12 protein-coding genes and 1 tRNA gene are annotated in these 13,667 nt (G+C 70.3%); 11 read left to right on the top strand and 2 right to left on the bottom strand.

The genetic code is table 11. The features are described from left to right. Nucleotides 1–69: 69 nt before the first annotated feature. The 7 genes from KF903_RS04950 to KF903_RS04920 all read left to right on the top strand — a co-directional run bounded on the left by KF903_RS04950 (nucleotide 70) and on the right by KF903_RS04920 (nucleotide 6,906). Nucleotides 70–852 (top strand): 3-hydroxybutyrate dehydrogenase, encoded by a 783-nt coding sequence (locus KF903_RS04950; RefSeq protein WP_291211803.1) that lies wholly within the window; start codon nucleotides 70–72, stop codon nucleotides 850–852. Next, entirely contained in the window at nucleotides 849–2,090 is a 1,242-nt protein-coding gene (locus KF903_RS04945) for a patatin-like phospholipase family protein (protein ID WP_291211800.1), read from the top strand. Before KF903_RS04950 ends, KF903_RS04945 begins: the two co-directional genes overlap by 4 nt. 37 nt (nucleotides 2,091–2,127) lie before the next feature. After that, nucleotides 2,128–2,454, top strand: a complete 327-nt coding sequence (locus KF903_RS04940) for a tetratricopeptide repeat protein (protein ID WP_291211797.1) — start codon at nucleotides 2,128–2,130, stop codon at nucleotides 2,452–2,454. Continuing rightward, on the top strand, nucleotides 2,451–3,059 hold the full coding sequence (locus KF903_RS04935; RefSeq protein ID WP_291211794.1) for a hypothetical protein: 609 nt from the start codon (nucleotides 2,451–2,453) through the stop codon (nucleotides 3,057–3,059). Before KF903_RS04940 ends, KF903_RS04935 begins: the two co-directional genes overlap by 4 nt. Before the next feature lie 63 nt (nucleotides 3,060–3,122). Further along, nucleotides 3,123–5,552, top strand: coding sequence for a serine/threonine-protein kinase (locus KF903_RS04930; protein ID WP_291211791.1), 2,430 nt, complete (start codon nucleotides 3,123–3,125; stop codon nucleotides 5,550–5,552). After that, nucleotides 5,549–6,274 (top strand): ATP-binding protein, encoded by a 726-nt coding sequence (locus tag KF903_RS04925; RefSeq protein ID WP_291211788.1) that lies wholly within the window; start codon nucleotides 5,549–5,551, stop codon nucleotides 6,272–6,274. Before KF903_RS04930 ends, KF903_RS04925 begins: the two co-directional genes overlap by 4 nt. Continuing rightward, on the top strand, nucleotides 6,271–6,906 hold the full coding sequence (locus KF903_RS04920; protein WP_291211785.1) for a response regulator transcription factor: 636 nt from the start codon (nucleotides 6,271–6,273) through the stop codon (nucleotides 6,904–6,906). Before KF903_RS04925 ends, KF903_RS04920 begins: the two co-directional genes overlap by 4 nt. Nucleotides 6,907–7,026: 120 nt before the next feature. On the opposite strand, the gene KF903_RS04915 is transcribed toward KF903_RS04920, so the two are convergent. Both KF903_RS04915 and KF903_RS04910 read right to left on the bottom strand, forming a co-directional pair. Next, entirely contained in the window at nucleotides 7,027–7,857 is an 831-nt protein-coding gene (locus tag KF903_RS04915) for a hypothetical protein (RefSeq protein ID WP_291211782.1), read from the bottom strand. 350 nt (nucleotides 7,858–8,207) lie between these two features. After that, a complete protein-coding gene (locus KF903_RS04910; protein WP_291211779.1) occupies nucleotides 8,208–9,155 on the bottom strand; it encodes a lipid A biosynthesis acyltransferase in 948 nt (315 codons plus the stop codon). 104 nt (nucleotides 9,156–9,259) lie between these two features. Between KF903_RS04910 and dtd the strand changes: the two genes are divergently transcribed. From dtd to KF903_RS04890, 4 genes are all read left to right on the top strand, one after another. Beyond that, nucleotides 9,260–9,700, top strand: coding sequence for a D-aminoacyl-tRNA deacylase (gene dtd, locus KF903_RS04905; RefSeq protein ID WP_291212178.1), 441 nt, complete (start codon nucleotides 9,260–9,262; stop codon nucleotides 9,698–9,700). A 167-nt stretch (nucleotides 9,701–9,867) separates the two neighbouring features. Continuing rightward, entirely contained in the window at nucleotides 9,868–11,721 is a 1,854-nt protein-coding gene (rpoD, locus tag KF903_RS04900) for an RNA polymerase sigma factor RpoD (RefSeq protein ID WP_291211776.1), read from the top strand. Beyond that, nucleotides 11,718–13,295, top strand: a complete 1,578-nt coding sequence (locus KF903_RS04895; RefSeq protein ID WP_291211773.1) for a S8 family serine peptidase — start codon at nucleotides 11,718–11,720, stop codon at nucleotides 13,293–13,295. The genes rpoD and KF903_RS04895 overlap by 4 nt, the downstream gene beginning before the upstream one ends. A gap of 176 nt (nucleotides 13,296–13,471) precedes the next feature. Next, a tRNA-Ile gene (locus tag KF903_RS04890) sits at nucleotides 13,472–13,548 on the top strand. Nucleotides 13,549–13,667 lie beyond the last annotated feature (119 nt).

Below are 13,667 nucleotides of genomic sequence, written 5' to 3'. Positions count from 1 at the left end.
GCGGTTCCCGGCGCAGCGGTTGGAGGGCGCACGTCCCGCGGCCTGGCCGCACAGCAAAGGAGCAAACCCATGAGACTCGACGGCAAGACAGCCATCGTCACCGGCGCGGCCAGCGGCATCGGCAAGCGCATCGCGGAGGTGTTCGCCGATCACGGCGCGGCGGTGGCCATCGCCGACCTCAACCTCGATGGCGCAAACGCCACGGCCAGCGAGCTGCAGGCCAAGGGCGCCAAGGCGATGGGCGTGGCGATGGACGTGACCAACGAGCAGCAGGTCGACGCCGGCGTCGACGCCGTGGTCAAGCAGCTCGGCGCGGTCGACATCCTCGTCTCCAATGCCGGCATCCAGATCGTCAATCCGCTCGAGAGCTTTTCCTATGCCGACTGGAAAAAGCTGATGGCGATCCACGTCGATGGCGCGTTCCTGACCACCCGTGCCTGCCTGCGCCAGATGTATGCGCGCGGCAAGGGCGGCTCGATCATCTACATGGGTTCGGTGCACTCCAAGGAAGCCTCGGTGCTCAAGGCGCCCTATGTCACCGCCAAGCACGGCCTCATCGGCCTGGCCAAGGTGGTGGCCAAGGAAGGCGCCGCGCACGGCGTGCGCGCCAACGTGATCTGCCCCGGTTTCGTGCGCACGCCGCTGGTCGACAAGCAGATTCCCGAGCAGGCCAGGGAGCTCAACATCTCCGAGGCCGACGTGGTCAAGAAGGTGATGCTCAAGGACACCGTCGACGGCGAGTTCACCACGGTCGATGACGTTGCCGCCTGCGCGCTGTTCTTCGCCGGCTTCGGCAGCAATGCGCTGACCGGGCAGAGCATCGTGGTCAGCCACGGCTGGTTCATGCAGTGAAGCCCGCCGCTCCCGGGAAACGCTCCGCGCGCCTGCGCGCGGCGCCGCCACGCAGCGCCGCGGCCAGCGCCACGCCGGCGCAAGCGGCGGCCGGCTACGAGTCGGTCGCGCTCGTGCTGCAGGGGGGCGGCGCGCTGGGTTCCTACCAGTGCGGCGTGTACGACGCGCTGCACGAGGCCGGCATCCGGCCGTGCTGGTTCGCCGGCACCTCGATCGGCGCGATCAACGCGGCGATCCTCGCCGGCAACGCGCCCGAACATCGGGTCGAGCGCCTGCGCGGATTCTGGGAGCTGATCTGCCAGCCGCTCGGTCTGGCCGCGCCGGTCGCGGTGGCAGTGCGGGCGCTGCTGGGCTGGCTGCCGCCCACGCATGCGCTCGACGCCTGGGCCAATTCGCTCGGCGCGCTCGGTGCGCTCACGTTCGGCCAGCAGGGTTTCTTCCGTCCGCGCGCGGCATCGCCGTTCCTGTACGAGGACGCCGGCGCGCATGCGACGAGCTTCTACGACACCACGCCGCTGCGGCACACGCTCGAGCGCTTCGTCGACTTCGACCGCATCAACAGCGGCCACGGCACGCGACTGGCGGTCGGCGCGACCCACGTCGAGACCGGCAACCTGCATTGGTTCGACTCGGCGCACCATCGCATCGGTCCCGAGCACGTGATGGCCTCGGGCGCCCTGCCGCCGGCGTTCCCGGCCATCGTCATCGATGGCGAGCGCTACTGGGACGGCGGCCTGGTCTCCAACACGCCGCTCGACCATGTGCTGTCGGAGCGGCCGCGGCGCGACAGCCTCGTGTTCCAGGTCGACCTGTGGAGCGCCCACGGCACGGCGCCACGCACGATGATGGACGTGTTCGAACGGCAGAAGGACATTCAGTATTCGAGCCGCACGCGGCTGGGCACCGACCACATCGCGCATCTGCATCGACTCGGCCACGCGCTCGGCGAACTGCTGGCGGCGCTGCCGCCCGGTCATCTCGATGCGCCGACCCGCCAGTTGCTCGAACCGTTGATCAGCGACCGCGTGTTCAACATCGTCCACCTCATCTACCAGCGCAAGCCGTTCGAGACCCAGTTCAAGGACTACGCCTTTGGCGTCGGCACGATGCGCGCGCATTGGGCCGCCGGTCGGCTCGACATGGAGCACACGCTGGCGCACCCCGAGTTCTTCACCAAGCCCTCGCGCTCGGTCGGCGTGATCACGCACGACGTGCACCGGCTGGCCGCGGCCAGGTGATGCTGCAGCGCGCGGCCGAACGCGCGATCATGCGGCGATGAACGAGGAACTGGTCGGCCGCCTGCGGGCGCAACTGGGTGGCCCGCGCGATGGCGCGATGCTGCGCTACTCGCTCGGTACGGCCCTGCTCGCGCAGGGCGATGCCGCCGCGGCCGTGGTCGCGTTGCGCGCCGCGCTGGCGTTCGACCCGCACTATTCGGCGGCGTGGAAGGCGCTCGGCCGCGCGTTGGCGCAGGCCGGCGAGCGTGACGCGGCGCTGGCCGCCTACGAACAGGGCATCACGGTGGCGCAGCAGCGCGGCGACGTGCAGGCGGCCCGCGAGATGACCGTGTTCGCCAATCGCCTGCGACAGACACCATCGTGAACGTGCGCCTGCGCTGGTTCATCGCCGTGCTGGTGGCACTGGCCGCGTTGCAGGGCATGCGCTGGGCGGCGCTGCGGCCGATCACGCGCGCGCCGGGCGTGCTCGTCGATGCCGAGCCGCTGCAGTTGGCGCCGCGCGACGCCGCGCCGATCGCGCACGGCGACTACACGCTGGTACCGCTGGCGGATTTCGCGATCGAGGCGCGCGTGCTGTCGCGCATGGACTATCGCTTCGATGCGTTCGCGGCGGTCGCGCCGCTCGATCTCGCGCTGGGCTGGCGGCGCATGTCCGACAGCGCCGTGATCGGGCAACTCGGCATCGAGCAGTCGGCGCGCTTCTACACCTATCGCTGGAGCGGGCCGCCGCCGCTGCCGCCGGCCGAGATCACGCACACCAGCACCAACCTGCACGCGATCCCGGCCGATGCCGCCGTCGCCCGCTCGCTCGATCGCGTGCGCAGCGGCACCCTGGTCACGCTGCGCGGGCAACTGGTCGAGGTGCGCGGTCGCCGCGGCGAGCGCTGGCGGAGTTCGCTGTCACGCGACGATAGCGGCGCCGGTGCCTGCGAGATCATGCTCGTGCGCGAGGTGCTGCGCCGCGACTGAACGCCGCTCGCCGCAGCCGCCGCGGATGTGGCAGCATCGTGCCAGCCGCAGCCGTGCCAAGCCATGTCCGACACCACCATTCCCGATCCGTCCACGCGCGCGAACCTGTCGCGGCCGGCGTGGATCGGCCCTTACCGCATCATCGACGTGCTCGGCGAAGGCGGCATGGGCCGCGTGTACCTGGCCGCGCAGGACCACCCGGCGCGCCAGGTCGCGCTCAAGGTCGTGCGCGGTGCAACGCCGAGTCTGATCGCGCGGTTGCAGCGCGAGATCGCCACCCTCGCCACGCTCGAGCATCCGGCCATCGCGCGCCTGTACGCGGCCGGCGAGGCCAGCGTGGGCGACGCGCTGGTGCCGTGGCTGGCGATGGAATACGTGCCGGGCATGGACCTGCTCGCCTACGCGCAGGCCAATGGACTCGCGCTCGCGGCGCGCCTCAGCCTGCTCATCGCGATCGCACACGCCGTGCAGCATGCGCACGAGCGCGGCGTGATCCATCGTGATCTCAAGCCCGGCAACATCCTCGTCGATGGCACCGGCCAACCCCGCATCCTCGATTTCGGCGTGGCCTACCGCGACGGCAGCGGCGATGCCACGCTGACGCTGGCCGGGCAGGTGCTGGGCACCTTGCCCTACATGAGCCCCGAACAGCTCGGCGGTGGCGACCAGCGCGCCGACGCGCGCAGCGACGTGTATTCGCTCGGCGTGATCGCCTACCAGCTCGTCAGTGGTCGCTTGCCGCATCCGCGCCTGTCCACCTCGAGCCTCATCGAGGCGCTCGACATCCTGCGCAACGACACGCCACCGCCGCTGTCGCGCGTGTCGGCGGCGGCCCACGCCGACCTCGACACCGTGGTGATGAAGGCGCTGTCGAGCGAACCCGCGCAGCGCTATGCGAGCGCCGCCGAGTTCGCCGACGATTTGCAGCGCGTGCTCGAACATCGCCCGGTCAGCGCGCGCCCGCCGACCTTCGTCTATCGCGCCAGGCGCTTCGTGCGCCGTCATCGCGCGCTCAGCGCCGCCGCGGCGATCGTGTTCGCGGTGCTGCTCGGCGCCAGCGTGGTGTCATTGCGTTTCGCGTTGGCCGAGCGCGCCGCCCATGCGCAGGCCGAGCGCCGCGCACAGGAAAGCGCCGCGGTCAGCGCATTCCTGCAGCAGATGCTCGCCGCCGCCAATCCGGAGGCGACCGCCGGGCGCAACCCGACCGTGGCCGAGGTGATCGCCAGCGCCGAGCGCGAGCTCGACGGGCTCAGCGCCACGCCCGTGGTGATGCGCACGTTGGCGGCAACGCTGGCCTCGGCGCGACGCGCGTTGAGCGATTACCCGGCTGCGCTGGCGCTCAGCGACCGTGCGCTGGCGATCGAGCTCACCGATGAAGCGCCGGCCGAGCGCGTGGCGCTGCTGCGCGAACGCGCCACCATCCTCACCGAGCTGGCGCGTTTCGACGACGCCCGCGCGGTGCTGGCGCAGGCGCGCGCCACCTGGCCCGCCGCGCCGCCCGCCGCCGCGCTCGATCTCGACCTCGCCAGCGCACGCATCGACAGCGACGAGGGCAAGGTCGAGGACGCCGAGCGCAGGCTGCGTGCGCTGCTCGCGCGGGGCGCCGAGCTCGGCCCTGCGGCCGCTGACGACCGCGCGATGCAGACCACACTCGCCACCGCGCGCAGTTCGTTGTCGACGCTGTTGCGCGATGCAGGCCGCCTCGACGAAGCCGAGGCGCTGGCGCGTCAGGCGCTGGCCTGGCGGCGCAGTGCCTTCGGCGAGCGTGCGCCGACCACGTTGACCAGCCGCCACAACCTGGCCCTCATCCTTGCCGCGCGCGGTGCCAACGCCGAGGCCGAGCACGAAGCGCGCGCGGTGCTGGCCTTGCAACGCGAGGTGCTCGGCGAGGACCACTCCAGTACGCTCACGAGCTGGCAGACGCTGGCCAACATTCTCGTGGCGCTGCATCGCCTCGACGAAGCCGATGTGGCCGCGCGGCGTTCGCTGCAGGGTTTCGAGCGCAGTGCCGGCGAAGCGCACATGCAGACGCTGGCGGCAATGAACACGTTGGCCTACATCCTCGACGAGCGCCAGCAGGTCGACGAGGCCGAGGCGCTGTACCGGCGCATCATCGCGATCCAGCAGCGCGCCGGCAGCCACCATCCTTCGGCGTTCGCGCCGCGCAACAACCTTGCCATGCTGCTGCTCGCGGCCAACCGACTCGACGCCGCCGAACGCGAGTTGGCGAGCCTCGTCGCCGATGCACGCAGCGAGCTGGGCGCCAACCACCTGATGAGCGCGATCTTCAGCAGCAACCACGGCCTGTGCCTGGGCCGCATGGGACGTCTGCAGGAGGCGCGCAGCGAACTTCAGGCGGCCCATGCGCAATTGCTTGCGCTGCTCGGCGCCGACCACGCGCGCACACGCGCCGCCGCCGAGCGGCTGGCCGACGTCGACGCGCGGCTGGGCCGCAGCGACGCCGCCGCGCTGCGCCCGCCGGCAGGCTCATGAGCATCGTGCTGACGCTGGTCACGTTGTTCGCGCTGGCGCTGGCCACGTTCAGCGCCTTGCATGCGCGGCGCCTGCGCCGCCAGCTCGAGCGCGAACGGCGCCAGGCGGCGGCGCGTGCCACCGAGCGCGAGACGCTGGTGCGTGAGCAGGCCGTCGCCGGCGAGCGCGAGCGCATCTATGGCGACCTCCACGATGACCTCGGCGCGCGCCTGCTCGGATTCGTCCATGAGGCGCCGACGCCACAGCAGGCCGATCGCGCGCGGGCACTGCTGCAGGATCTGCGCGACGTGGTCACGCGGTCGCGTGGCACGCCCGGCACGCTCGCCGACGTGCTCGCCGACATCCGCAGCGAAACCGCGCAGCGGCTGGCCGCGCTGGGCATGCAACTGGACTGGGTCGAACTGGGCGAGCTGCCCGATCCGCCACTCGACCATGGCCGTGCGCTGCACCTGTACCGCATCGTGCGCGAGGCGATCAGCAACGTGATCCGCCATGCGCAGGCGCGTCAGGTGCGCGTGCGCGTGGCCGTGCGCGAGCAGCAACTGCGGCTGGAACTCACCGATGATGGCAGTGGCGCGGGCGTGGCCGCAGCGGCTGCCGGCAGTGGCCTGCGCGGCATGCGCGAGCGCGCCGCCGAGCTGGCCGGCGACATCGACTGGCAGGCCGGCACCGCGGGCGGCACCAAGGTGCTGCTGAGCATGCCGCTGGCGGCGGCGTCGTGAACGTGCCGGCGCGCGCCCTCGTCGTCGACGATCTCGCTTCGAGCCGCGAGTGGCTCACGCGCGCCCTGCGTCTGGCGTTTGCCGACATCGAGGTCGTCGCGGCGGCGACGCTGGCGCAGGCGCGCGCCTGCTGCACGCCGCCACCGCCGCTGGCGCTGATCGATCTGGGTCTGCCCGACGGGTCGGGCATCGAGCTCATCGAGCAGCTGCAGCCGCGCGGCACGTTGTGCATCGTCGCCACCGTGTTCGATGACGACGCGCACCTGTTTCCGGCGCTGCATGCCGGCGCGCAGGGTTACGTGCTCAAGGATCAGGCGCCCGAGGCGCTGGCGGCGATGCTCGCCGGCATCGCCGCCGGGCAGCCACCGCTGTCACCATCGATCGCGCGGCGCCTGCTGCGCCATTTCGCCGCGCCGGCGCCGGCAGCGCCGCCGGCAGCACTGACCGCGCGCGAGAGCGAGGTGCTGCGGCTGGTCGCCAAGGGCCTCAGCGCCGGCGAGGTGGCGCAACTGTTGCAGTTGTCGCGCCACACCGTGGCCGGCTATCTCAAGGAGATCTACCGCAAGCTCAGCGTGGGCTCGCGTGCCGAGGCGACGCTCGAAGCACTGCGTCGCGGCCTCGTCGCGCCGTAGCCGCGGCGTTGCTGCTGCGCGCGCAGGGCCTTCCGTGGCAGGTCGCTCCGATTGCGGGCGCAGCGTTTCCGGCGCCGCTGGCGGGGTGGGCCAGCGCAGCGCGCGGTTGGGGTGGTTGGCTCAGGCGCGCCGCGTGCGCGCGCGCCAGCCGGCAACCAGTGCGAGCAGGCCGCCGAGCAGTCCGAGTCCGGCCGGGCCCAGCGCCGGCACCGCATGCGGCGTACCGCCTGGGGTGCCGCCGGGCGGCACGTGGGCCGAACCGAAGCCGTCGACGTAGACATAGCCGCCGTGTCCGCCGAGCGAGCAGTCGGCAGCGATCACGGTCAGTTCCACCTGGTGGCCGATCGCGCTCAGCGGCAGCACCGCGTCGACGTCCTGGAACGGAAGATATTTCCAGCTGCCGGTGCCGGGCAGGAACTGCACGCCGGCCTGACCCGAATAGGCGAACTGTTCGAACAGCACGCTGTTGTCGGTCAGGTCCTTCACCGACACGTAGAAATACGGCTGCTCCTGCGGCGAATGGTTGGGATCCTCCAGCACCGGCGCGAACGCGAAGCGGATGTGCGGCACGCCATCGGCGGGGTCGATGTCGGCGTTGCTGACGGTGTCGACCTGGCGCAGCGTGGTGACGAGTGCGCCGGTGGCCTCGTCGTTGAGCTTGGCCGTGTACTGGCCCACGCGCGGCAACTGGATCTGCGGCGCGCGCGGATCGGTGCTGCCGGGACCGACGATCGAGGCCGGTCCGGGCGCGCCCGGATTGATCTGCACGCTGGCGCCGGTGAACGGCGGCGACCCGAGCAGGCCCGGGTTGACGCCGCCGGCCACGGTCCAGCCGGTGTAGGCGTTGGCTTCGAAGCCGCCGTTCTGGAAGATTGCGAAGGCTGGCATTGACGCGAGCGCGCAGGCGCAGGCGAGGACGAGGCGGGACAGGTGGGTGTGCGGGTGGCGCATGGCTGGATTTCCGGGGCAAGGACGGGAGGGCAGTCGGGCAACTCGGTGCGGTGGCCTGGCGCAAGCGGGCGGGGACGGCGCCTGACGGAACGACCCGGTGCACCGCGGCGCTTGCGCTGCGGTCGGCGGCGGTCTGCGCGAGCGGCTTTCGGCCGCGCCGAGGCGCGCGGCAGCGGCCTGCGCGCGCGGCGCCGGCGTGGTGTCGGTGTTCATCGGCAATCCCCTGTGTTGCGCAGCGCCGGCGACGGATCGGCGGCTGCATACGCCTGGCCATGCTAGGGCCTGGCGTGACCTTGCCACACCCCGCAAACGCGGGGTGGCGCAAGGCCATGACCACGCGCGGGGTGGGCTCAGCCCTCGTCGGGTGCGGACCGCACGGCCGCCGCGGAGGTGGGGGCAGGCTGCGCCACGGCGGGCGCGACTGCGCTGCGTGGCCAGCGCTTGTAGGTCCACTGATACTGGGTGAAGGCCAGCGCCACGCACTGTTCGACGCCGCGGTTGAGCGCGCTGCAGGCGACGTGTGGGTCGGTGTCGGCGATGCCGTCCGGCGCGGGCAGGAAGTGCAGCCGATAGCCCGCGCCGCGTTCGAGGCGTTCGGCGAACGCGAACAGCACCGTGGCGCCGGTGCGTTCGGCCAGCCGCGGCAGCAGCACCATGGTCGAGGCCGGCACGCCGAACAGCGGCGCGTATACGCCCTCGCCGCGGCGTGGCTGCTGGTCGGGCAGGATGCCGACCATGCCGCCGCCGGTCAGGCGCCGGAACAGCGCGCGTACGCCGCTGCCGTCGGCGCGGATCTGCTCGACGCCGGGCACGCCGCGCACGCGGCGCAACAACGGCTCCAGCGCGCGCTGGCGCGGTGCGCGGTACAGGATCGCCAGTGGCCGCTGCGCGGCCAGCCAGTAGTTGAGCAGTTCCCAGCAGCCCAGGTGCGGTGCCGCGATGATGAGCCCATGCCCATTGGCGGCGGCTGCCTCGAACAGCTCGCGGCCGCGGACATCGACCACGTGCCGCAATGCCCGCGGTGCGCCGCCGCCCCAGACCGCAAGGACCTCGGTCAGCGAACGGCCGGTCTCGATGAGCGTTTTTTTTGCGAGCGCGTGTCTGGATTGGGCGCTGTTCTGCGTTAATACGAGGGCGAGGTTGCGTTCGGCAATGTTTCGCGAGCGCCCATGCAGGGCCCACGCGCAATGACCGACCACCGCGCCCACGACATGGACGAAGCGCAGCGGCAGGAGGCCGAACACGCGCAGGCAGGCGTGCAGCAGCGCGATTGGCCAGGTCATCGGGGTGTCGGGCATGGGCATGTCCATTGTAGGTGCGGCGCGCGGCGGCGTCGCGTGGGCGACATTGACGCGCGCGCTCGTGCGCGGCGACGATGCGTGCCCCGATCGCGGAAGCGGTGATGATTGCCCTGATCCAGCGCGTGACCGAAGCCAGCGTCGAGGTGGATGGCGCCACCGTCGGGGCGATCGGCGCGGGCCTGCTGGCCCTGGTCGGCGTGCAGCCGGCCGATGGCGCGGCGCAGGCGCAGCGGCTGCTGGAGCGGGTGCTCGGCTACCGCGTGTTCGCCGATGCGCAGGGCCGCATGAACCGCTCGCTGGCCGACACCGGCGGCGACCTGCTGCTGGTGTCGCAGTTCACGCTGGCGGCGGACACGCGCGCCGGCACGCGGGCGGGGTTTTCGACCGCGGCCGCGCCCGAGGCGGCGCGGCATTGGTTCGAGTACCTCGTCGAATTGGCCCGGGCCCGGCATCCCGGGGTGGAAATCGGGCGCTTCGGTGCCCATATGCAGGTCCGGCTCGTCAACGACGGGCCGGTGACGTTCTGGCTGGAGACCCGCTGAGGGCTCGTAACCAGACCCCAGGCGCGCGGATTTTGGCGGTCCGCGGCGTTCCTTTGGGTCGGCCGGACGCTGTTTCACGCTACTGGCGAGAGTGTTCGGGCTGCCCTTGACGCCGCTTCTATACTCTTTTTTCTTTGCCCCGCATTTTGCATCTTTCCGGAAATCCCATGGCCGCAGAACACAACCAGGAGCAGCAGTCCGAGATCAAGACCCTGATCATCAAGGGCAAGGAACAGGGCTACCTGACCTACGCCGAAGTCAACGACCACCTGCCCGACGACATCGTCGATCCGGAGCAGATCGAAGACATCATCGGCATGATCAACGACATGGGCATCGAGGTGCACGAGGTTGCGCCCGACACCGAAACGCTGATGGCCGAAGCGCCGGTCACGGCTGACGACGACACTGCCACCGAAGAGGCCGTCGCCGTGCTCAGCGCGGTCGATGCCGAAGTCGGCCGCACCACCGACCCCGTGCGCATGTACATGCGCGAGATGGGTACGGTCGAGCTGCTGACGCGCGAGGGCGAAATCGCGATCGCCAAGCGCATCGAGGAAGGCCTGGGCCAGGTGCAGAGTGCGCTGGCCAACTTCCCATGGTCGATCCAGTTGCTGGTCGAGGAATACGACCAGCACACCGAAGGCAAGAAGCGCCTGTCCGAAGTGCTGGCCGGCTTCGCCGACGTCGAACAGCCCGACATCGTGATTGCCGAGCGCGCGGTCGAATCAGACGCCAGCGGCGATTCGGACGATGACGAGGGCGAGGACGAGGGCGGCGGCGATGACAGCGATCCGGTCGACACCGGGCTCGATCTGGCCGAGGTCGCCCGGCGCATGGATGAACTGCGCCAGCTCTATGCCAAGTTCCAGAAGACCGCCGAAAAGCATGGCGCCGGTGATCGCAAGGCGCTCAAGGTGCGTGATGAGATGGCCGCGGCCTTCCTCAAGCTCAAGCTGCCGGCGATCATGATCGACGGCTTCGTCAAGAAGCTGCGCGAAGTCGTCAACACCATCCGCCATCACGAGCGCGTGATCGGTGACCTGTGCGTCAAGCATGCCCACATGCCGCGCAAGGATTTCCTCAAGCTGTTTCCGGCCAACGAGACGCGGCTCGACTGGGCCGACGAACTCGCGCGCAAGCGTCAGAAGTGGTCGCCGGCGCTGAAGGCCCAGCGCGACGCCATCGTCGGCGAGCAGGAAAAGCTCGTGGCGATGGAGCAGATGCTTTACCTGGGCATCGCCGAGATCAAGGAGATCAACCGTGCGATGTCGATCGGCGAGGCCAAGGCGCGCCGTGCCAAGAAGGAAATGGTCGAGGCCAACCTGCGCCTGGTGATCTCGATCGCCAAGAAGTACACCAACCGCGGTCTGCAGTTCCTCGACCTCATCCAGGAAGGCAACATCGGCCTGATGAAGGCGGTCGACAAGTTCGAATACCGCCGCGGCTACAAGTTCTCGACCTATGCGACCTGGTGGATCCGCCAGGCCATCACGCGTTCGATCGCCGACCAGGCCCGCACGATCCGCATCCCGGTGCACATGATCGAGACGATCAACAAGCTCAATCGCATCTCGCGCCAGATGCTGCAGGAAATGGGCCGCGAGCCGACGCCGGACGAATTGGCGCTCAAGATGGAGATGCCCGAGGACAAGATCCGCAAGGTGCTCAAGATCGCCAAGGAACCGATCTCGATGGAAACCCCGATCGGCGACGACGAGGATTCGCACCTGGGCGACTTCATCGAGGACGCGGCGATCGTTTCGCCGGTGGATTCGTCGACCAACATCGGCCTGATGGAGACCGTGCGCGACGTGCTCGCCGGGCTCACCCCGCGCGAGGCCAAGGTATTGCGCATGCGCTTCGGCATCGACATGAACACCGACCACACGCTCGAAGAGGTCGGCAAGCAGTTCGACGTGACGCGTGAGCGGATCCGCCAGATCGAGGCCAAGGCGCTGCGCAAGCTGCGCCACCCGAGCCGGTCGGAGCAGTTGCGCTCGTTCCTCGATATCGAATGAGCGACACCGGCCGCGCCCGCCAGACGCCCGCGCCCCGCGCGGGCGTTTGCGTTGGCGCTCCCACCCGCAGTCCACTGCGCCATCTGGCGCTGAGCGCGCTTGCGCTGGCTTGCGCCGTGGCGGCCGGTGCCGCCGAGGTCGAACCGGCGCTTTCCGCGGCGGCGCAGCGTGCCGGGCGCATCGAGGTGTTGCTCGTGCTGCCCGACCAGGCGTCGCCGCTGCTGGCGCCGCTGGCCGCGACGGCCGATTACCGGATGCGGCGTCGCGCGCTGGTTGCGGCACTGCGTGACCGGGCGCACGCGCAGCAGGCCGCGCTGATCGACTGGCTCGGCGCGCATCGCATCGAGCATCGCGCCTACTGGATCAGCAACCTCGTCTGGGCGCGTGTCAGCACCGCCGAACTCGATCAGCTCGCGATGCGCGACGACATCACGCACATTCGCGCCAACCCGCATCTGGCCCGGACCTTGCCGCTGGCCGCGGCGGCGCCGCAGGCGGTGGCGAGCCCGCAGGCAGTCGAATACGGTGTCAGCCGGATCAACGCACCTGCGGTATGGGCGCTTGGCTACACGGGGCAGGGCGTCGTCATCGCCGGTGCCGATACCGGCATCCGTTGGGACCACGCCGCGCTCAAGGCGCACTACCGCGGCTGGGACGGCACGGCGGCGCACCATGCCGGCAACTGGCACGATGCGATCCACGACAGCCTCGGCAACGCATGCGGCAACGATGCAGCGGCGCCCTGCGACGATCACGGCCACGGCACCCACACCGTCGGCACGGCCGCGGGCAGCGATGGCGGCGCCAACCAGATCGGCGTCGCGCCGGGCGCGCGATGGATCGGTTGCCGCAACATGGCTGACGGTGACGGCACGCCTGCGCGCTACATCGAGTGCATGCAGTGGATGCTGGCACCGACCGACGCCAACGGCGCCAATCCCGATCCCGATCTTGCCCCCGACGTGAGCACCAACTCATGGGGCTGCCTACCCGACGAAGGCTGCACCAGCGGCGACGAACTCAGCGTCGCGGTCGACAACGTCGTTGCCGGCGGCATTCTGTTTGTCGCCGCTGCCGGCAATGACGGCTCCGGATGCAGCTCGATCCACGATCCCCCGGCGACCTACGATGCGGCGTTCGTGGTCGGTGCCAGCAACTCGACCGACGCACTGGCCGGCTTTTCCAGCCGTGGTCCGCTCAGCGGAGCGGCGCGCATGCGACCCGACGTCATCGCACCGGGCGTGTCGACGCGCTCGGCACTCAACACCGGCACGACAAGCTACGGCACCATGAGCGGCACCAGCATGGCCACGCCGCACGTGGCCGGCGCAGCCGCCCTCATCCTGTCGGCGCAACCCGCACTCAAGGGGCATCCCGCGGCGGTGGCGCAACTGCTGCGCGAGACCGCCGTGATGCAGGGCGTAACCGACCCGTGGAATGGCGGTTGCGGCGGCCTGACGATCGCCGATCGGCCGAACCACCAGGCCGGCTGGGGACGCATCGACGCGCTGGCAGCGGTGCAGGCGGCGCTCGCCGATGACGGCATCTTCGCCGATGGTTTCGACGGCGACTGAAGCGCGCTGAAGCCGCTTGCGGGCGCGCGCGTTTGGGGATCGCAAGTCGATCCGGTTAGACTCGCGCGCCACTCCAGTGCAGTCGCAGCACGCAGTCGGGCGCCGCGCGCAAGGTGCCTCGGCGCACCGGCATGGCGCAGGTGCGCCGACCGGGTGTCCGCAACACGAACGGCAACGGGCCTATAGCTCAATTGGTCAGAGCAGCGGACTCATAATCCGTTGGTTCCAGGTTCAAGCCCTGGTGGGCCCACCAATCCCCTTCATCAAACCGGCTCTCATGCCGGTTTTTGTTGCCGAAATTCCCATGTTTCCGGGGTCTTGCGCGCGTAGCCAGTGGAAGACTTCGCGTCGGGTTCGGGCCGTGTTCGGCCG

Source organism: Dokdonella sp., from assembly GCF_019634845.1.
GTDB lineage: Bacteria > Pseudomonadota > Gammaproteobacteria > Xanthomonadales > Rhodanobacteraceae > Dokdonella_A.
This window is presented reverse-complemented; position numbering and strand designations above follow the sequence as displayed.